This window comes from Desulfosoma sp. (assembly GCA_037481875.1).
Classification (GTDB): Bacteria; Desulfobacterota; Syntrophobacteria; order Syntrophobacterales; family DSM-9756; genus Desulfosoma.
This window is the reverse complement of the sequence record JBBFKY010000001.1, coordinates 353,310-373,683: the sequence shown is the minus strand read 5'-3', so window position 1 is coordinate 373,683 and position 20,374 is coordinate 353,310. Positions and strand designations below refer to the sequence as shown.

Here is a 20,374-nt window from a genome sequence, read left to right as displayed (position 1 = left end):
AAACGTGCAAAGTGTGCTTGACAGAAGGACGTTCCTGCCTATACTCAACGCTTTACTCGTGACCGTGAGAGGTATGCATGAAGATACGTGTGGATGAAATTCCAGATTCAGGGCGCCTGCTTCATGTCCATTGGACCCAGGATCGTTTGGAACGGATGCTGCCCCCCAACGATCCCAAAGGTTTTGCTTTGGCCCGGCCTCTCAACGTGGATCTGGAAATTCACAAGAAATCCGACCACATCGAAGTCACGGGAACCATTGCGGGGGATTTGGCTCTGAGGTGCGATCGCTGCCTCGATGAATACACTTCGACCATGCAGCGCGCCGTGCGAGTGCTCCTTTTCCATGAAATCCACGGTCCCGGCATGGAAGAGGTGGAACTGGAGCCTGATGAAATGGAATACGAGTTTTTTGATGGGGAGATCATCGAGGTGGACCGAATGATCGCCGAAGAAGTGTTTTTGGAGCTCCCCATTCGGTGCTTATGTTCCGAAGCATGTCGAGGTCTGTGTCCAGGCTGCGGCGCCAACCTCAACAGAGAAACGTGTTCGTGTTCCAAAACCAAGGCCTTTTCGGCTTTTGAAGTCCTCAGAAGTCTCAAACCGTGAATGCCTCGACGCTCATAGACAAGGAGATCCAAACCATGGCCGTACCTAAAAGAAGAACTTCCAAATCGCGAAGAGACAAACGTCGAAGCCATCTGCACTTGACGGCTCCATCCCTTTCCACCTGCCCCCAATGCCATGAGCCCTGCATGCCGCATCGCATCTGCCCGTCGTGCGGGTATTACAAAGGCAAGCCGGTTTTGGTCACGGAAGAAGTCTAAGACGGGGGCGTTGACCTTTGAAGGGCTGGGCCGATGGTCATCGCCGTAGATGCCATGGGGGGGGACACGGCCCCCGATGTGGTTGTGCAGGGTGCGCTCTTGGCGTCGTCTCGCACCCATGCGCGAATCCTTCTCGTCGGGGACGAGAAGCGCCTTCATCGATGCTTGGCCTCCGAACGGCATTCGCCGCCCGTCGATATTCTCCATGCTCCGGAAACTGTGGACATGGGGGACATCGGTCCTCTGGCCCTTCGAAAAAAAAAGCTCTCTTCTCTCTATGTGGCCATGGATCAATTGCAACGCGCTACCGTCGACGCGGTGGTCAGCGCCGGCAACAGTTCGGCCATTGTGGCCACGGCAACGCATCATCTGGGCCTGATTCCTGGACTCAAACGGCCGGCTCTAGGTGTGCTTCTACCATCCTTTGGCCCTGACGTGCTTTTGGCCGATGCCGGCGCTCACAGCGAATCCGGCAGCATTCATTTGGCGCAAACAGTCTTTTTGGCGGTTTCTTTTCTGAAACATTCCTGCGGTCGTCCCGATCCCAGCATCGGCATCCTCAATATTGGACATGAACCGACCAAGGGCCCACGCGCCATTCAAGGCGCCGTGAAACTTCTTGCAGAAACCTCCGCCCATCCCGTGCGTTATGTTGAACCGCACACGCTTTTTCACGGCACCGTAGACGCGGTGGTGTGCAACGGGTTTGTGGGCAACGCCCTGCTCAAGCTTCTGGAGGGAGTCTCCGATGCCGCCCGTCAATGCCTCAAAGCATTCTCAGACCCCGAGCTCAAGCAAAGAGGCGATGCCAAAGCGCCTCCACCTGCACAATGGCTTCATCGACTGGCTTTCAGAGAAATGGGGGCAGCTCCCCTTCTCGGGGTGCGTAAACCTGTACTGATCGCCCATGGCCGTTCTCAAGCTCACGAAATCGCCAATGCAATTCTGGAAGCCGAAAAGTTGGTGGAGCAAGGGCTCTACCCCAGCATGGAAAAGGATGGGGAACTTCTGGAGCATCTCACGGCCGTTCGGGGCCATTACACGAGATGGATGCTTTCGGGTCTCAAGGGACCATGGCGCTTCGGCACGAAGAAGCCGGAAACCGATAAAGGAGGACAGCCTTGAATTACTTTTTGACCGACGAACAAAAGATGATTCAAGAATTGGCCGCACAAATCGCTCGAGAAAAGATTCGGCCTGTGCGAGCGCAGTTGGACGAGGCCGAAGAATTCCCCACGGAGATTTTAAAAGTCTTGGCCCAGTCGGATCTTTTCGGGGTGTGTATTCCCGAGGAATACGGTGGTTTAGGAGGAGGTATTTTGGAAAACTGTCTGGCCGTGGAGCAACTGGCTCGAGCCTGTATCGGGGTAGCCACTTCCTTTGCCGCAAGCGGTTTGGGTGCTTATCCCATTTTGCTCTATGGATCGGAAGCCCAAAAAGCCGCTTATCTTCCGGACATCGCGTCCGGGAAACGGCTTGCGGCCTTTGCGGTGACGGAATCAGGAGCCGGAAGCGATGTCACGGCCGTTCGCACAACGGCCGTCAAAGACGGTGATTTTTATGTCCTCAACGGCACCAAGCAGTGGATTACGAACGGGGGTGAAGCGGACATTTACAGTGTCTTGGCCGTGACCGACAAAACCAAAGGTCCTCGAGGCGCCAGCTTTTTCATTGTGGAAAAGGGAGACCCGGGTTTTACTTTCGGAAAAAAGGAAAAAAAGCTGGGAATTCGTGCCTCGGCCACGAGGGAATTGGTGTTTCAGGATTGCCGTATTCCCAAGGACCGCTTGATCAGCCGGGAAGGCATGGGTTTCATCATCGCCATGAAAACCTTTGACAAATCCAGACCGGGTATCGGAGCCTTAGGGGTGGGACTGGCTCAAGGCGCTTTAGACATCGCCGTCGAATACGCGCGAAAACGCATCCAGTTCGGCAAGCCCATCATTACGTTTCAGGCCATCCAACACAAGCTGGCGGACATGGCCATCAAAACCGAAGCGGCTCGTGCTCTGGTCTATTGCGCCGCTCGGCACCTGGACACAGACCCGCCCGATGCCGGTAAAGTGGCTGCCATGTGCAAAGTGTTCGCCAGTGACGCGGCCATGGAAGTGACCACCGAAGCCGTGCAAATCCTGGGCGGTTATGGATACATGCGCGACTATCCCGTGGAAAAGATGTTCCGAGACGCCAAGATTCTTCAAATTTACGAAGGCACCAACGAAATTCAAAGAAACATCATCGGTCAGGAACTTAACAAGGAATATGGCCGTATGAAGGAAACGTTTTTTTAGCGCCCGTTTGAAATGCGCCGATGTTATCGGACAGGGCCGTCCATGAGCCCGTTCGCACTGCCAGGGCGGACCAATGTGTCGGCTCAAGCGAACGGGAGTTTTAAAACTTAGATTCAGCCATAGAAGGTCGCCGAAAACCATGAAAATCGTCGTCTGTATCAAACAGGTGCCAGACGCCAAAAACGTCCGCATCGATCCTCACACCCATACCTTGGTGCGTCAGGGCGTGGAATCCATCATCAATCCTTTTGATCTTTTCGCCGTGGAAGCCGCTCTTCGCCTTAAGGACTCCCACGATGCCCATGTGACGGCACTCACCATGGGACCACCGCAAGCGGAAGAGGCTTTACGGGAAGTCCTCTCCCGAGGTGTCGACGATGCGGTCTTGTTGAGTGACCGGGCCTTTGCCGGTGCGGACACCTGGGCGACAGCCACGGCGTTGGCCGCGGCCATTCAAAAACTTCAGAATGTGTCGCTCATCTTTTGCGGTAAACAAGCCATCGACGGAGACACGGCTCAGGTAGGCCCCGAACTGGCCACTTTGCTGAATATTCCCTATGCCACTTTTGTCAAGCACTTGGAACTTCAAGACAAGCACCACCTTCGTGTGGTACGCAAAACGGATGAAGGCACCGAGGAATGGCTTTTGCCTTTGCCCGCTTTGGTAACCGTTCTTCGTGATGTGGGTGATCCTCGGCTTCCATCCCTGAAGCACAAAATGCGCGCCAAAAAAGCCGACATTCCCGTGTGGGGCCTTAAGGATGTGGGACTTTCGGAAGACCAAGTCGGTCTTAGAGGCTCCTTCACCCAGGTGGTGCGCGTCTTTAGCCCGCCTAAACGTTCGGACCGATGGATGCTGGAAGGCTCCGTTGCCGAACAGGTGGAAAAACTTTACCAATACCTCAAAGAAGCCAAGGTTCCCGGTTTATGAAAGCACTCATCGATCTGGAAAAATGTACAGCCTGCGGCGTATGCCAAGATGTCTGTCCCGTAGGTGCGATTACGGTTTTGGAAACTCACGCTCAGGTTTCCGACGACTGCACCCTGTGCGGGATGTGCGTGGATACTTGCGAGTTTCAGGCCATAAAACTTCCCGATGTAGGCTCCGGCGTCGCGATCGATGCGGCGGCTTACAAAGGGGTGTGGGCTTTCGCGGAATGGCGCCATGGAGCGGTGCATTCGGTCAGTTATGAGCTTTTGAGTGCCGCTCGCCGCCTTGCGGACAAGAAAGGGGTTGAATGCGCCGCCGTGCTTTTGGGAGAAAACCTCGACGATGAGGCGGAGCACCTGCTTCGTTACGGGGCCGATGTGGTTTACGTGGTGGACCATTCGGCTTTAAAGCATTTTACGGATGAAGCCTACAGCCGGTGCCTTGTGGAACTGGTGCGAAGCAAGAAACCGGAAATCCTCCTTGCCGGAGCCACATCCATGGGCCGGTCCTTTATCCCTCGAGTCGCAGCCATGCTACGAACGGGCCTCACGGCCGATTGCACCGATTTGGACATCAGTGAAGAAGGTCTCCTTTTGCAAACCCGCCCAGCCTTTGGCGGCAACGTCATGGCCACCATCATCTGTCCCCACGGGCGCCCTCAAATGGCCACGGTACGCCCTCGAGTCATGCGTCCGGTTGTGGATCCACGCAACGGTCGAGTCGAACGGGTCACGATGTCCGAGGATGTTTTTCGTACGCGCGTGCAGGTCCTTAAGGTGACTCCTGAAGAAGACACCACGGCAAAACTTTCCGAAGCCGAAGTGATCATTTCCGGTGGACGGGGACTGCAAAAAGCGGAAAATTTCAAAATGGTGGAAGAACTGGCGCGGCTTCTAAAAGGAGCCGTGGGGGCTTCCCGCAGTGCCGTGGAAGAAGGCTGGGCTCCGGTATCCCATCAAGTAGGACAAACGGGACAGACGGTGTCCCCGACCCTTTATATGGCCATCGGTATCTCGGGGGCTATTCAACACATCGTTGGGATGCAAGGATCCAAAATCATCGTTGCCGTCAACAAGGACCCTGAAGCTCCCATCTTTGATGTGGCCTCCTGCGGCGTGGTGGCGGATCTTTTTGAATTCGTGCCGGCTTTCATCGACCGCATCAAGCGGGGTGGGACTTCAGACACTCCATGATCCTGAACCGCTGAAGGATTTTTACAGACAAGGTTTAAACGATATTTTGATCATTTGGGCGTGCGGCATAACACAGGGAGGAATCCATGGCGGAAACCAGAGTGGTTATGGTGACAGGAGCCAGCCGTGGTATCGGCCGAGCTGTCGCGGTGGCCTTTGCGGAACCGGGCACCACCGTGGTGGTCAATTATCAATCAGGGCGTGAAGCCGCGGAAGAAACGGCGCGCATCGTCAAAGAACGCGGCGCCCAGGCGGTTCTCAGCCCTTTTGACGTGGCCCACGCCGAAGCGGTGAAAGCGGCCTTCAAGGAGATCTCGGACTCTTGGGGACGCCTGGACGTCTTGGTGAACAATGCCGGTATCACTCGGGACAACATCTTGCCACGCCTCAAAGAATCAGACTGGGACGAGGTTCTGGCCGTGAACCTCAGGGGTGTGTTTTTGTGCTGCCAAGCCGCCATGCGCCCCATGCTCAAACAACGCTACGGTCGCATCATCAACATCACCTCCGTTGTGGGCTTTACAGGAAACGCCGGCCAGTGCAATTATGCTGCCGCCAAGGCCGGTATTCTGGGTCTGACGCGTTCGCTTGCTCGAGAAGTCATTTCCCGAAACATCACCGTCAACGCCGTGGCTCCGGGTTATATCGAAACGGAAATGACCCAGGCTCTCGGCGACGAGGCTCGACAAGCCCTTTTGGCCCAGATTCCCGCAGGACGCACGGGAACCCCAGAGGAGGTGGCTGCGGCCGTACGGTTCTTGGCTTCTGATGAAGCGGGCTATATCACGGGACAGGTGCTGCACGTGAACGGCGGCATGTTCATGGGATAGTCGCACGAAGCGACTCAATAGAGATTCTTGGGAAAGAACAACGAGGGAATCATGGCACAAGGCGGAAAGCGACGAGTGGTGGTGACAGGATTGGGCATGGTCACGCCCTTGGGGGTCGGCGTCGAACAGAACTGGACCAATGTGATCCGTGGTGTTTCGGGCATCGGACTCATCACACGATTTGACACAGAAGGATACGCCACACGTATCGCCGGTGAGGTCAAAGGGTTTCAGCCGGAAGACTTCATTCCCAAAAAAGACTTGCGCAAGATGGATATTTTTCTCACCTACGCCATCGCTGCCGCGCAATTGGCGGTTCAAGACGCGTCTTTGACCATTGAAGCCTCGGAAAGCCCTCGAGCGGGCGTGGTCATGGGGTGCGGTTTAGGAGGACTCACCACCATCGAAGAATGCCACAAAACCCTTTTGCAATCAGGACCGCGCAAAATCAGCCCGTTCTTTATTCCCATGCTCATCGGCAATATGGCTCCGGGACTCATCTCCATCCAACACCGTGCCAAAGGGCCCAACCTTTCCATTCAGACAGCCTGTGCCGCAGGCACGCATGCCATCGGACACGCCTTTCACCTCATTCGAGATGGAGCCGCCGACATTATGATCACCGGCGGGGTGGAATCCACTATCACACCCCTTTGTGTGGGCGGCTTTAATGCCATGCGCGCTCTATCCACACGAAATGACGAACCTGAAAAAGCGTCCCGCCCCTTTGACAAGGATCGGGACGGCTTTGTTCTGGGAGAAGGCAGCGCGGTGTTGATTTTGGAAGAGGCGGAACGGGCCAAGAGTCGTGGAGCGCGAATATACGCGGAAGTCATCGGTTTCGGCGCTTCCGGAGACGCTTACCACATGACGGCGCCGGCTCCCGACGGCGAAGGCGCCGTTCTGTGTATGCGGGCGGCTCTGGCCGACGCCGGCATTTCCCCTTGTGACGTCGATTACATCAACGCCCATGGAACCTCCACGGATCTGAACGACCGGTTGGAAACCCTGGCCATCAAGACCGTTTTCGGGGACCATGCCAAAAAGCTGGCCGTGAGTTCCACCAAGTCCATGACGGGGCACTTGTTGGGAGCCGCCGGAGGTGTGGAAGGGGCCTACACGGTGCTCGCCATTTATCATGACATCATGCCCCCGACCATCAACTACGAAACCCCGGATCCAGACTGCGATCTGGACTATGTGCCTAACGTAGCCCGTAAAGCCCCAGTTCGTGTGGCCTTGTCCAACTCCTTCGGGTTTGGTGGAACCAATGGCACGGTCGTCTTCAGAAAATGGACGGAATAAGAACAAGAAACCCTTAAAAGACTCCGTGAGTTTTTCCCATGAAAATCATGATCGGTGCCGATCACGCCGGCTTTGAACTCAAAGAAAAGATTGCTGAACATCTGCGCCGTGAAGGTCATGATGTGCACGATATCGGAACCTTTAGTCTGGATTCCGTGGACTATCCGGATTACGCTTTTACGGTGGCCCGAGCCGTTTCACGGGGAACAGTAGATCGAGGTATTCTTCTGTGCGGGAGCGGTATCGGTATGTCCATGGCCGCCAACCGAGTGCCCGGAGTGCGAGCGGTCCTGGCCTCGGAACCTTATGCGGCCAAGATGAGTCGGCGTCATAATGACAGCAATGTTCTGTGCCTCGGCGGACGTTTCCTCGGCTTGGATCTGGCTTTGGAAATCGTTGATGTGTGGCTGGCCGAACCTTTTGAAGGAGGTCGCCACTGCCGACGTTTGGATCTTTTGGACAATCCTTCCTCGTGGAGTCACCGTCAATGAACATGAAAGCCTTGGAAAAAACGGACCCGGCCATAGCAAAGGTCCTTCGTGATGAAGAGACCCGTCAGAAAAGCAAGCTGGAACTGATCGCGTCCGAAAACTTTGTCAGTGACGCTGTGCGAATCGCACAAGGATCGGTCCTGACCAACAAGTATGCCGAAGGATATCCAGGACGGCGTTACTACGGTGGTTGCGAGCATGTGGATGTGGCCGAATCTTTGGCTCAGGAACGTGCGAAAGCCCTTTTTCAATGTCTTTACGCCAACGTGCAGCCTCATTCGGGATCCCAGGCCAACATGGCGGTCTATTTCGCGCTGCTGGAACCGGGGGATACCATCATGGGCATGGATTTGCGCCAAGGAGGACACCTGACCCACGGCAGTCCTGTTAGCTTTTCCGGACGATTGTTTCGAGTGGTCTCCTACGGTGTCCATCCGGAAACAGAAACCATCGACTTTGACCAGATGATTCGGCTGGCTCGAGAACACCGTCCCAAACTGATCGTGGCCGGCGCCAGTGCCTATCCACGCCTCATCGATTTTGCCCGGTTTCGAGAAGTCTGTGACGAGGTTGGAGCCTTTTTGATGGTGGATATGGCGCACATCGCCGGCTTGGTCGCCGCCGGCTTGCACCCCACCCCTGTTCCCTATGCCCATGCGGTTACTTCCACCACTCACAAAACCCTGAGAGGGCCCCGAGGCGGTCTTATTCTTTCCAACGATATGGACCTGGGAAAAAAACTGGACAGTCAAATCTTTCCCGGCATTCAAGGCGGGCCGCTGATGCATGTCATCGCCGCCAAGGCCGTAGCCTTTCAAGAAGCTTTACAACCGTCCTTTAAAGAATACCAGCGACGTATTGTGCTCAATTGCAAAACTTTGGCCGATGAATTGCTCAAGCTGGGCTACCGTTTGGTTTCCGGCGGCACCGATAACCATCTCATGCTCGTGGATTTAAGAAATAAGGGCATCACGGGAAAAGTCGCCGAAGAGACTTTGGATCATGCGGGAATCACCGTCAACAAGAATTCCATCCCGTTTGATCCACAAAAGCCGAACATCGCCAGCGGCATTCGAATCGGCACTGCGGCTGTGACGACGCGGGGCATGGAACCTTCCCACATGCTTGATATCGCTCGGTTCATTGACCAGGCTCTGAATGCCGTCGGTGATGAGAAGCGCCTGGCTGAACTCAAACGGGATGTGGCTGCTTTTTGTTCCCAGTTTCCGCTGCATGCATGGTCGGAAAATTTCTCTGAACCCTGGGTCTCGGTGTCGGCATCGGGTGTGGCTCAAAAGGCGGGAGCCCTGCTTTAGCTGACAGCCTTTAGGTGTGAAACCTGACGGTCAAGACGCCGTCCCGTAAATGCATTCTGGCGCGGACATATCGGCCCATTCCTGCTCGAGGGGTGACACATCGGTCCGGCCCTACAGGGGGCTGCGATGACCCTTGGCCTATGGGGCCGTCACGTGCGAGGGGAGAAATGATGGGCCGATACATGGGTCCATGCCGACGGTTTGTGGCATATCGGCGCATGTATGGGTATAAGGGTTTGCCCCGGCGGTGTGGATGCAGGCTGCGCGGTAAAGCACTGTAAGGACGCACGGGTGTGTGCCCCGAAAACCTGCCCCGGTGAAGTGTTTAGGGGCGGACACATCGGTTCGTGCCTGCTCGACGGCGGACACATCGGTCCGCCTCTGCGTGGGCCAACATGGCAGTTCGACCCTGGGGTACGTTGCTCATGGAAGGCAGCATGGTTCAAGACGAGCATTTTATGCGGCGAGCCCTTCGTTTAGCCTGGAAGGGTCACGGACGCACAAGCCCCAACCCTCTTGTAGGGGCTGTGGTGGTGCGAGACGGAAACATTGTGGGGGAAGGCTATCATCAAAAACTAGGCGGCCCGCACGCTGAAGTGCGTGCCCTGCGTCGCGCCGGCGCTTCAGCCCAAGGAGCTACCCTCTACGTCACTTTGGAACCCTGCAACCACCATGGTCGAACGCCTCCTTGTACGGAAGCGGTTCTGAAGGCAGGGATCGCTCGAGTGGTCATCGGTATGGCCGATCCCAATCCAAAGGTAACGGGAGGTGGTGCGGAGCGTTTACGGCAAGCTGGACTTGACGTCACCATGGGGGTGTTGGAAAAAGAATGCCGTGCCTTGAACCAGCCTTTCATCAAGTGGGTGACTCGAGGCCGCCCGCACGTAACACTCAAATGCGCCGCCACCTTGGATGGGCGTATGGCTACACGCACGGGCGATTCTCGATGGGTCACGGGAGAAAAATCTCGGCGACTGGTCCATCAGCTTCGAGCCACCTTAGACGCGGTCTTGGTCGGTATCGGCACGGCTCTGGCCGACGATCCCATGCTCACGGCCCGTTTGGGTTCAAAATCTTGTCGTCAGCCCATTCGCATCGTTCTCGATACCCAGTGCCGATTGCCCTTGGCTTCCCGGCTTGTTCAAACCGCTTCACAAGTCCCCGTTCTTTTGGCCTGCGGCGAGACTGCTCCCAAGGTCGCACGGGAACGACTAATGGACCACGGAGTTCAGGTGGTCACGCTCCCAACAACCGCTACCGGCGTTGATCTGGAAGCCTTTTTGGATGAATTGGGGCGGCGTTCCATCACCAGTGTTCTGGTGGAAGGGGGAGCACGCCTTCATGGAACGTTCCTTGATCAGGGTCTGGCCGACGATTTTTGTTTCTTTTTTGCGCCAAAAATCCTCGGCAACGGCTCCAGCGTGCCCATGTTTCAGGGAAAATCCCGGTTGTTCATGCGCGAGGCTGTACCCCTACACGATTGTCATATGCAGCGCGTGGACATGGACTTTATGATCCGCGGACGTTTTCTGCCTGAACTTTATTGAAAGGTACTAACCGACCGTTTCCCATCGTTCGCCGTGTCGCTAGAGGTTTTTTCAGATGTTTACAGGACTTGTGGAATGTCGAGGGACCCTGCTGCGCGTGGAACGTCACGGAGTGGATGCGCGCATGGTGCTTCGATCGGAACGCGTTTTTACCGACATGACCCTTGGGGAAAGCGTAGCCGTCGATGGGGCCTGCCTCACGGTCGTCTCTTTTGACGGCGCTGTTTTTTCTGTGGATGTTTCGGCGGAAACCCTGGCGAAAACCACCCTGGGACGAAAGAGTCCTGGAATGTTGGTGAATCTTGAGCGGTCCCTGCGGGTTGGGGATCGCCTGGGAGGACACCTGATGCAAGGCCATGTGGACGGTGTGGGCACTCTGGTCCATAGACAAATGGAAGGCCGTTCGTGGCGTTATTATTTCACCGTCCCGGAACATCTTTCGCCGTTTATCGTGTCCAAGGGATCCATTGCCGTCAATGGCGTGAGCCTCACCGTAAACGGATGCAGCCCTGGCCGGTTTGATGTCAACCTTATTCCTCATACCGCCGAAGTCACCACGCTTGGCCTGCTCTCCCCAGGAGATCCGGTGAACATCGAAACGGACATCATCGCCAAGTATGTACAAAACTTTTTGCAGGCTTGGACCACAACATCCCCAAAGGACTCCACCGACCAATCCAAGGGAATCGACACGGCTTTTCTCAAACGACACGGTTTTCTCTGAAATCTCGGGATAGCCAGTGTCCGATCCCCAGGTTTTTCCGTCGAAAAAGAAAGCGACAAACGCCGTGCCTGTTGGGGCAGACCTATCGGTCCAACCCCACTCGATTCCTGGTAAGAGAAATCGAGGCTCGCTCTCCGAAGGTGTGCAAACAGCTCAAGGACCACAGAGACTTTCACGAAAAGAAACCCGTCTTGAGTCTCTTCGGTCGGCGTGTTATAGGTCACGCGTCTTGGCGCTCCCATGAGGTACGGCGCTCTCGGCAAAGGGGGAGAATCAAAATCCCCTGCATTTTTTGCGTGAAGGGAGTTTTCTCATGCCGCTTGCTACAATTCCTGAGGCTCTGGAGGACATTCGCCAGGGCAAGATGGTCATTTTGGTGGACGACGAAGACCGTGAAAACGAAGGCGATCTGTGCATCGCCGCTGAAAAGGTGACGCCGGAAGCTATCAATTTCATGGCCAAGTACGGCCGAGGCCTCATCTGCCTCGCCCTCACACCGGAATGGGTGGACCGGCTGCAGCTGCCCATGATGGTGCAACAGAACAAATCCTCATTTGGAACGGCTTTCACCGTTTCCATTGAAGCCCGCACCGGGGTCACCACAGGAATCAGTGCAGCGGACCGAGCTCACACGATCCTGACAGCTGTGGCCGACGACGCCCGCCCGGAAGACTTGGTCAGTCCCGGCCATGTGTTCCCTCTTCGAGCGCGAAAAGGTGGTGTTCTGGTCCGCACGGGCCAAACGGAAGGGTCTGTCGATTTAGCCCGACTTGCAGGCTTGAAGCCGGCTGCCGTCATCTGCGAAATCATGAAAGATGACGGCACCATGGCCCGTATGCCGGATTTGGAAAAATTCTCCGCGGAACACGGTCTCAAGATCGTTACCATCGCCGATCTCATTGAATACCGCATGCGCACTGAAAGCTTTGTGCAACGGGTTGCCGAAGCTCACCTTCCCAGCAAATACTGCCACGATTTTCGGGTCATCGCCTATAAGAACTCCATCGACGAATTCACGCACCTGGCCTTGGTCAAAGGGACCTTTGGGCCCGAGGATGAGGTCTTGGTGCGGGTTCACTCGGAATGCCTCACCGGCGATGTGTTTGGGTCGCTGCGGTGCGACTGCGGTGATCAACTACGGGCAGCCATGAGGCAAATCGATCGGGAAGGCCGAGGGGTTCTTCTTTACATGCGAAACCATGAAGGGCGAGGCATCGGGCTTGTGAACAAGATCAAAGCCTACGCCCTTCAGGAACAGGGCTACGACACTGTAGAAGCCAATGAAGCTTTGGGGTTCAAGGCAGATCTTCGAGACTACGGGATCGGCGCCCAGATTCTGGTGGACTTGGGCGTACGCAAAATGCGCCTCATGACCAACAACCCGAAAAAAATCGTCGGGCTTCAGGGGTACGGCATCACGGTCACCGACAGGGTTCCCATCGAGGTGGAACCCAATGAATGCAACCTGCATTACCTCAAAACCAAATGCCAAAAAATGGGACATGTGCTCCAGTGCTTCACGTCACAAGGGGTCGACAATGAAAGTGCATGAAGGACAACTGCGTTCTGAAGGATTGTCTTTTGGCATCGTGGTCAGTCGTTTCAACGACTTTATCTGTGAACGGCTCCTGGGAGGTGCGCTGGACGCTTTAAAGAGAACGGGCGCCAGCGAGGAAAACATTGAGGTGTTTCGAGTTCCCGGAGCTTATGAGATTCCGCTGGCGGCCAAAAAGCTTGCCGGAAGCGGCCGTTTTGACGCCGTAATTTGCCTCGGCGCGGTCATTCGGGGTGCCACGCCGCATTTTGATTACGTGGCCAATGAAGTGGCCAAGGGGATCGCCACAGTGAGCTTGGAGACTTCGGTGCCGGTCACCTTTGGTGTGCTCACCACCGACACTCTGGAACAGGCTATCGAAAGAGCAGGATCCAAAGCCGGCAACAAGGGTTTTGAAGCCGCCATGGCGGCTGTGGAAATGGCCAATTTGCTGAAAAGCATGTAAGCGCTGGGTATGGGAACACGTCGACAAGCCAGAGAAATGGCTCTTCAGGTCCTTTACCAGATGGACCTCAACCGCATGGCGCCGGATCGAGCCTTTGATCTGGCCTGTGCTTCTTTTGAGCTGCCTCAGGGGCCGAGGGCTTTTGCCAGGATCCTCGTGGACGGCGTGAGCGCCCATCAAAAGGACATCGACCGCCATTTGGCAGCCGCTTCCGAACACTGGCGACTCGACCGTATGTCTCCGGTGGATCGAAACATTCTACGCATCGCTCTTTACGAGATGCTGTATCGGGATGATATTCCACCGCGTGTGTCTATCAATGAAGCCATTGAACTGGCCAAGCGCTTTGGGTCGCAGGATTCCAGCGCCTTCATTAACGGCGTGCTGGACAAGATCTATCGCGAAAACCCCGCTTTTGCGACCCAAGCTAAGGAGGGGTGAAAAATCTGTCATCTCTTGCCAAGAGTCATCATTCTGTAAAGACGCTCCGCCAGTTCGTCGCCCTGAAAGGGTTTTCATGCCTTACCGCTAAAAAACGTCAAAACAGTGTTTTCCCATTATGTGGGAACGAGGCTTTTCCATCCATCGCTCCACAGCTCGATGCAGCCGCAGCACACGGAAGTTCGATTCGTCAAAGACGCCCAGTTCCTCCACGTGATCAAGGGTTTCAAGCAGCCGATCCGTTATCAGGTGCCCCTAGAGCTGTTCTTTCGGAAGCAATGCACGCCGACCCCTTCAAAGCACCGTCAAGGAAAGATCAAGCACCCTTGCCTGAAGCCGTAGACGTCTCCTCGGGTCCCTGGGTTCAAGGTTGTTTTACGAACAAAGAGCTCGAAGTGTACCCCGTTGCTGGACGGAACCCCTTGGCACGAACGCGCCTTTGCGGGCATGGCCTAAGAACGCCATTAAAGGTTGTCAGTCTTTCTGGGACGTATTAAAACGGGTGTGCAAGGTTCAAGCGCTACAGCTTTTCCAGGCAGGGAGGAAAACTTGTGAAGATTGCAGTCAGCGGCAAAGGCGGTGTAGGAAAAACAACCCTATCGGCTTTTCTGGCACGTTGGTTTGCCGAACATGGAAGATCGGTCCTGGCCATTGATGCCGACCCCGACGCCAATCTGGGTCATGCTTTGGGCATCACCGAGGCGTCCAAGATCACACCTCTGTCACAAATGAAGGCCTTGATCGCCGAGCGCACCGAGTCGGTGCCTGGAAGCTTCGGTGGTTTTTTTAAGATGAATCCCAAGGTGGACGATCTCCCCGAAAAGGTTGCTGTGCCCTGTGGTCCAGGTCTTCGGCTGATGGTCATGGGTGGGGTCAAAAAAGGGGGAACAGGGTGCGTGTGTCCGGAAAGTGTTCTTTTGAAGAACCTGGTGCACCATTTGATCCTTCGGCGGGATGAAGTGGTCATCATGGACATGGAAGCCGGCATCGAACACCTGGGTCGCGGCACTTCCAAGGCCGTCAACGCCTTGATCATTGTTGTAGAACCGGGACGACGCAGTATCGAAACAGCCTTGAAAGTGCAACAGCTTGCCGCAGATATCGGCATCGTCAATCTTTACGTGGTAGGAAACAAGATTCGTCACGAAAAAGACCAGACCTTTTTGCGGGAAAGCCTGAACGGATTCTCCTTTCTGGGTTTTATTCCCTTTGATGAAACCATTATCGAAGCGGATTGCGCCGGGGTTTTTGCCGACCGTATCAGCGAAACCACTCGAAAAGCCATGGAAGCCATCGCCGAGAACCTTAACCACCTTCAACCCATGTCCTGACAAGACGACGTGACCATGATCGACGTCCAAAGTCTTTTCGACCACAGAAATATTCACGTGGATAAGGTGGGGGTGAAAAACATCCGCTATCCCCTCACCGTCATGGACAAGAAAAACGGGGTGCAACATACCGTGGCCAGCATCAATATGTACGTCAGCTTACCACGGGAATTCAAAGGCACCCATATGAGCCGTTTTGTGGAAATCCTCAATGAGTTTTACGGACACTTGGACATTCGAGAATTTTCCAAAATCCTTCAAGCCATGCAATCTCGCCTCAACGCCGAATCCGCCCATTTGGAAATCAGTTTTCCTTACTTCATCGAAAAATTTTCTCCAGTGACCGCCACATCGGGGCTTATGGAATATTTGTGCCGTGTCAGCGGTTCCCTCAACGGCCAGAACGGTTTTGACCTCGTGGTCGAAGTCAATGTTCCCATTACAACGGTCTGCCCTTGTTCCCGCGAAATATCCGAACATGGGGCCCACAATCAGAGGGGCATGGCACGGCTTGCCGTTCGGTTTAAGAAATTTATTTGGATTGAAGATCTCATTCGCATCGTGGAAGAAGCGGCTTCCTGCGAAGTCTATTCCCTTCTCAAACGCCCGGACGAGAAATTCGTTACCGAAAAAGGTTATGAAAACCCTAAATTCGTGGAAGACGTGGTGAGAGATGTGGCTTACCGGTTGAAAAAGAATCCCAATATTCTGTGGTTTCAGGTGGATGTGGAAAACTTTGAATCCATCCATAACCACAGCGCTTATGCGTTCATTGAACGCACATTGTGAGGCACCGTTCAGCCCATGAGGATGCCACGCCCATGGAAGACACCATGGCCACCTTTGAAACGGTGTGCCGCGCTTTTGCCGACCCCGGCTTTTATCCTCATGATGTGACGTCGGTTCAGAGAATCGACACCCACATTTCGGCCGTGTTCCTCACCGGCACCTGGGTCTACAAGCTCAAAAAACCCGTCTATTTCGGCTTTCTTGACTTCAGAACCTTGGCATCGCGCTGCCATTATTGTCAGCGTGAAGTCAATCTGAACCAGCGTTTCAGCCGCGGCGTCTACGACAGAGTGGCAACGGTTCGAAAGGACATTTCAGGAAACTTGTCCCTGGATGGACCGGGATCCTTGGTGGAATGCGCCGTCGTGATGCGTCAACTACCTTCACACCAAAGTCTGGAAGTTCTTGTGTCCCAAAGCGCTTTGTCACCCAGGCACTGGCGTCAGTTGGGATATCATCTCGCCGATATTTACGAAAAAGCGAATAGAGACGATTCCATTCGCGGTTTCGGCACCCTTGTCGTCATTTCTCAAAATGTGATGGAAAACTTTGATCAGACTGCCCCTTTTGTGGGCGAATTGTTGGATGCGGAAAAATGGCGTCTTATTCGGAACGTGAACCACGCTTTCCTGGAAAACCACGGGGATCTTTTTGCATCTCGCCTGAAAGAAGACCGCATCTGTGACGGGCACGGCGACCTGAGAACGGATCATATTTATTTTTTGGATGACCGTATTCAGATTATTGACGCCATCGAATTCAATGATCGGTTTCGGTGTGGGGATGTGGCGGCCGATCTGGCCTTCCTCCACATGGACCTGGATCATCGAGGCGCCTTTTCGCAAAGTGTTCAGGTGCTTCACGCCTATGCGTTTCGATCCGATGACCCATCGCTTTACCGGGTTCTGGATTTTTACGCATGCTATCGTGCCATGGTGCGCGTCAAGGTCTTCTGCCTCAGGTACCGTGAACTGATAGAAAACGAAGGTCATCATCCTGAAGCTTTCGAACCTTCCCGCTGTCGAAATGATGCCGCCAAATACCTGGATTCGGCTTACATCTACGCTGCTACCATGACCCGACCCACCCTCTATGTGTTTTGCGGGCTGCCGGCATCGGGAAAATCGTTCCATGCACGCCGTCTGGCCGAAGCTTTTCGGCTTCCCATTTATCAGTCGGATGCTGTGAGGCGGAATCTGTTTCCGGATGTGGCCGACACAAAACCTGAGCATACCGAGTACGGCGCCGGTCTTTACCACAAGGATCGACGTGGCATGGTGTACGGTCACCTGCTCAATCTGGCCCATGAACAGCTTAAACAAAGACGTTCCGTGATCCTTGACGCTACCTTTAGCGAGAGAAAATGGCGGGAAGAAGCTGTTCGATTGGCTGAAGACCAGGACGCCAACGTGATTTTTGCAGAGTGCCGATGTTCGCTGAAAACCTTGGAACGACGATTAGTTGAGCGCATGGACAAACCGGGGATCTCAGACGCTCGAGCCCATCACCTTTCGCATTTCCTTGAAAAAAGTGACTTTATGATGGATGGTTTGCCTTTCCACAGCCATGTCCTGTGCGAGACCGAAGGCGATCCGCTGGAAGTGTTCCATCAACTCCTGGCAGACCTTTACACTCGGCAGTGCCTCCAAACCAGAAACCGGTTGGCCGCAAACGCTTAGCCCGTAACGGCGAAGGAACGACCTCAAGCTTCCACAACCTCTAACCACAGCATCAAGTGTGCCTTATTGTCAGACAACCGTTAAGGGCGGACACATCGGTCCGCCCTTAACGGCCGCGTTGGTCCCAAGCGCCCCGCTTACAAACCGTGAGGATCGCCCACCACGGCTGTTTTGAACGATCTTAGCGATCACAGGTGGGGCAACCGCCTCCACTCCCTTCATCCGAAGACTTTGTGCCGCCGTTTTCATCTTTGCCGAACTTTTTGACGATCTCGGCAATTTCCTTTAACCGGTCGTCGGCCTTTCGAAAGATCGTCCCTTCCGGATAGGTGCCGTCAGGCTGCAATTCTCCGGCAGGCACGCCCGTCAAAATCTCGATCCCTTCTTCAATACGGCTCACAGGCCAAATATGAAATTTCCCTTCTTTGACGGCATCCAGCACTTCTTGTTTGAGCATGAGGTTGCGGACATTCTTTTCCGGGATGATGACTCCTTGGTCTCCGGTCAAGCCCTTGTGGGCACAAATATCAAAGAAAGCCTCGATTTTTTGCGTGACGCCTCCCACAGGCTGAATCTCACCTTTCTGGCTCACCGACCCGGTCACGGCAATGCCCTGCTTAATAGGCACGCCCGACAAAGCACTAAGAATAGCATAGAGCTCCGTGCTCGAAGCGCTATCGCCGTCCACCATGCCGTAGCTTTGCTCAAAACACAATGTAGCGGTCAGAGATATAGGCTTGTTGTGGGCGAATCGCTCCTTGAGAAAACTGGTGAGGATCATCACACCCTTGGTATGAATATTGCCGCTCAGCTTGGATTCCCGCTCGATGGCCACCACACCTTCACGCCCCACGGACACCGTGGCGGTGATGCGGTTCGGTTTGCCGAATTCGTGATCCCCGGTCATCAAAACGGAAAGCCCATTGACCTGGCCCACTTTGGCACCCGAGGTTTCCACCCAGAAAATGTCTTTCTTGACCAGTTCCTTGACACGTTCCTCAATGAGGTTTGCTCGATAAATGCGCTTTTGCACAGCCTGATGCACATGTTCTCGCTTGATGAACTCGGAATTGTCCAAGGCTGCAAAGTAGTTGGCCTCCCGAAGCAGATCGCTGATATCCCCGAGTTCCAGGCTCAGTTTATCCCGATCCCCCGTCACTTCCATGCTGTATTCAAGCACGCGTGCAACTCCCGTACGATCCAGATGCCGAATCTTGTTCTCCTCACAGAACCGACTGATCATGCGAGCGCACTGAAGGACGGCATCTTCCTTGTGATCCATGCGGTCGTCGAGATGGGCTTTCACTTTGAAAAGTTTCTGAAACCGGTCGTCGTAGATATACATGAGGTAATAGAGGTACGGATCGCCGGTGAGTACGATCTTCACGTCCATGGGAATAGGTTCCGGACGAATGGTACGTGTGCTAAAAATACCGTAAAGTTCCCCGAGATCTTCAATCTTGATCACCCCGTCGCGCAGGGCCCTCTTGATGGCTTCCCAGGAAAGGTACCATTTAAGAAGGTCCAGGGCCTTCATGACCAGGTAACCGCCGTTGGCTCGGTGCAAAGCTCCTGGTTTGATCATGGTGAAATCCGTGAACAAAGCCCCGAACCAAGCCTGTCTTTCAATGCTTCCGAAAAGGTTGGGGTAAGCCGGGTTGGATTCGATGACTACTGGAGCCCCCTGGGTTTCTGAATTGTCGATAAGCACATTGACATCGTAACGGCGCATGGCCGCTTCACGAGGCGGCATGGGAAAGGGGCCCATCTGTTGCTGGCCTTCAGGTTTTTTCTTGAATTCTTCGATATTTTCAAGAATATCTTCCTGAACGGCCTTCAAGTATTCCAGAACGCCGGGTTCATCTTGATATTTTTCCAGATAATGTTCCAGCAGTTGACCGACGACGAACATGGCGATTTCATTATCGAGCTTGGCGTGCTTTTCTTTGAATTCGGCTTCTGCCTGACGAATGCGTTTGATGGCCGCCTTCATCTTTTCCTGAAGCTCATCACTTTTCTCGCGCAGAGCTTTCTTTTCCTCATCGCTCAGCTCGGTGAGCTCCTCCTGGCTCATGGGCTGACCTTCCTTATTGGCCGGAATAATGACCATGCCCACCTGAGAAAACTGCAAAATGAAGCCTTCCTCACGAGCCATCTCGGACAATTCGTCGATGATCTGACGCCGCCTTCGCTCAAAGCCCTGATGCACTTCGGCCTCTTTGGCACGGTAATCGTCACTGTCAAACACTTCGGGAATCTTGGCCTGAAGTGTCTGAATGAAGGCTTCCATGTCCTTTTTGAGTTCCTTGCCACGGCCGGGTGACAGGCGAAGACTCTTGGGCTCATCGGGTTGCTTGAAATTATAGACGTAACACCAATCCGGCGGTGTGGGTTCCTTTTTGGCCTGTTCTTCCAAAAAAGTGCGGGCGATGTAGGTGAGTCCGGCTTTGGCGGGGCCGGCAATGAAGATGTTGTAGCCTTTCTCCTTCATGCCCATACCGAACTTAATGGCGTCGATGGCCCGTTCCTGGCCCACGACACCTTCTTCCAAAGGGGTGAGAACCCCTGTGTGTTCAAAGGGAAAAGCATTCGGGTCCACGATCGCTCGAAGCTCTTCCACCGCCAGTTCCCTGAAATGTGTGGTCATGCCCTATCCTCCGCCTCTTCACAAAGGGTTCGT

General features: G+C 54.5%; 19 protein-coding genes. 18 read left to right on the top strand and 1 reads right to left on the bottom strand.

Annotated features, from left to right (window positions below; translation table 11 throughout):
* Positions 1-77: 77 nt before the first annotated feature.
* The 18 genes from WHS46_01670 to WHS46_01585 all read left to right on the top strand — a co-directional run bounded on the left by WHS46_01670 (position 78) and on the right by WHS46_01585 (position 17,694).
* Positions 78-608: a DUF177 domain-containing protein gene (locus WHS46_01670; protein ID MEJ5347384.1), complete on the top strand. Its 531-nt coding sequence runs from the start codon at positions 78-80 to the stop codon at positions 606-608.
* A 35-nt stretch (positions 609-643) separates the two neighbouring features.
* Positions 644-826 carry a 50S ribosomal protein L32 gene (gene rpmF / locus WHS46_01665; GenBank protein MEJ5347383.1) on the top strand — a complete coding sequence of 61 codons (183 nt, stop codon included), beginning with the start codon at positions 644-646 and terminating at the stop codon, positions 824-826.
* Between the two features lie 33 nt (positions 827-859).
* Positions 860-1,951 (top strand): hypothetical protein, encoded by a 1,092-nt coding sequence (locus WHS46_01660; GenBank protein ID MEJ5347382.1) that lies wholly within the window; start codon positions 860-862, stop codon positions 1,949-1,951.
* Complete coding sequence (locus tag WHS46_01655) at positions 1,948-3,117, top strand: acyl-CoA dehydrogenase family protein (GenBank protein ID MEJ5347381.1); 1,170 nt, start codon at positions 1,948-1,950, stop codon at positions 3,115-3,117. Before WHS46_01660 ends, WHS46_01655 begins: the two co-directional genes overlap by 4 nt.
* Before the next feature lie 139 nt (positions 3,118-3,256).
* On the top strand, positions 3,257-4,048 hold the full coding sequence (locus tag WHS46_01650) for an electron transfer flavoprotein subunit beta/FixA family protein (GenBank protein MEJ5347380.1): 792 nt from the start codon (positions 3,257-3,259) through the stop codon (positions 4,046-4,048).
* Complete coding sequence (locus WHS46_01645) at positions 4,045-5,241, top strand: electron transfer flavoprotein subunit alpha (protein ID MEJ5347379.1); 1,197 nt, start codon at positions 4,045-4,047, stop codon at positions 5,239-5,241. The genes WHS46_01650 and WHS46_01645 overlap by 4 nt, the downstream gene beginning before the upstream one ends.
* An 86-nt stretch (positions 5,242-5,327) precedes the next feature.
* Entirely contained in the window at positions 5,328-6,071 is a 744-nt protein-coding gene (gene fabG, locus WHS46_01640) for a 3-oxoacyl-[acyl-carrier-protein] reductase (protein MEJ5347378.1), read from the top strand.
* 51 nt (positions 6,072-6,122) lie between these two features.
* A complete protein-coding gene (gene fabF / locus WHS46_01635) occupies positions 6,123-7,376 on the top strand; it encodes a beta-ketoacyl-ACP synthase II (protein ID MEJ5347377.1) in 1,254 nt (417 codons plus the stop codon).
* Positions 7,377-7,414: 38 nt separating this feature from the next.
* The gene (rpiB, locus tag WHS46_01630) at positions 7,415-7,867 is read left to right on the top strand and encodes a ribose 5-phosphate isomerase B (protein ID MEJ5347376.1); all 453 of its coding nucleotides are present in this window, start codon (positions 7,415-7,417) and stop codon (positions 7,865-7,867) included.
* A complete protein-coding gene (gene glyA, locus WHS46_01625) occupies positions 7,864-9,183 on the top strand; it encodes a serine hydroxymethyltransferase (protein MEJ5347375.1) in 1,320 nt (439 codons plus the stop codon). Before rpiB ends, glyA begins: the two co-directional genes overlap by 4 nt.
* 437 nt (positions 9,184-9,620) lie before the next feature.
* Positions 9,621-10,730: a bifunctional diaminohydroxyphosphoribosylaminopyrimidine deaminase/5-amino-6-(5-phosphoribosylamino)uracil reductase RibD gene (ribD, locus tag WHS46_01620; GenBank protein ID MEJ5347374.1), complete on the top strand. Its 1,110-nt coding sequence runs from the start codon at positions 9,621-9,623 to the stop codon at positions 10,728-10,730.
* A gap of 55 nt (positions 10,731-10,785) precedes the next feature.
* A complete protein-coding gene (locus WHS46_01615) occupies positions 10,786-11,454 on the top strand; it encodes a riboflavin synthase (protein ID MEJ5347373.1) in 669 nt (222 codons plus the stop codon).
* A 313-nt stretch (positions 11,455-11,767) separates the two neighbouring features.
* Positions 11,768-13,006, top strand: coding sequence for a bifunctional 3,4-dihydroxy-2-butanone-4-phosphate synthase/GTP cyclohydrolase II (locus WHS46_01610; protein MEJ5347372.1), 1,239 nt, complete (start codon positions 11,768-11,770; stop codon positions 13,004-13,006).
* Complete coding sequence (gene ribE, locus WHS46_01605; protein MEJ5347371.1) at positions 12,993-13,454, top strand: 6,7-dimethyl-8-ribityllumazine synthase; 462 nt, start codon at positions 12,993-12,995, stop codon at positions 13,452-13,454. Before WHS46_01610 ends, ribE begins: the two co-directional genes overlap by 14 nt.
* A gap of 9 nt (positions 13,455-13,463) precedes the next feature.
* Entirely contained in the window at positions 13,464-13,895 is a 432-nt protein-coding gene (gene nusB / locus WHS46_01600) for a transcription antitermination factor NusB (GenBank protein ID MEJ5347370.1), read from the top strand.
* Positions 13,896-14,446: 551 nt separating this feature from the next.
* On the top strand, positions 14,447-15,226 hold the full coding sequence (locus WHS46_01595; GenBank protein ID MEJ5347369.1) for a carbon monoxide dehydrogenase accessory protein CooC: 780 nt from the start codon (positions 14,447-14,449) through the stop codon (positions 15,224-15,226).
* Positions 15,227-15,241: 15 nt separating this feature from the next.
* On the top strand, positions 15,242-16,015 hold the full coding sequence (gene folE2 / locus WHS46_01590; protein MEJ5347368.1) for a GTP cyclohydrolase FolE2: 774 nt from the start codon (positions 15,242-15,244) through the stop codon (positions 16,013-16,015).
* Between the two features lie 32 nt (positions 16,016-16,047).
* Positions 16,048-17,694, top strand: coding sequence for an AAA family ATPase (locus WHS46_01585; GenBank protein MEJ5347367.1), 1,647 nt, complete (start codon positions 16,048-16,050; stop codon positions 17,692-17,694).
* Positions 17,695-17,875: 181 nt separating this feature from the next.
* Here the strand turns inward: WHS46_01585 and WHS46_01580 are convergent, their stop codons facing one another.
* Complete coding sequence (locus tag WHS46_01580) at positions 17,876-20,341, bottom strand: AAA family ATPase (GenBank protein MEJ5347366.1); 2,466 nt, start codon at positions 20,339-20,341, stop codon at positions 17,876-17,878.
* Between the last annotated feature and the right edge of the window lie 33 nt (positions 20,342-20,374).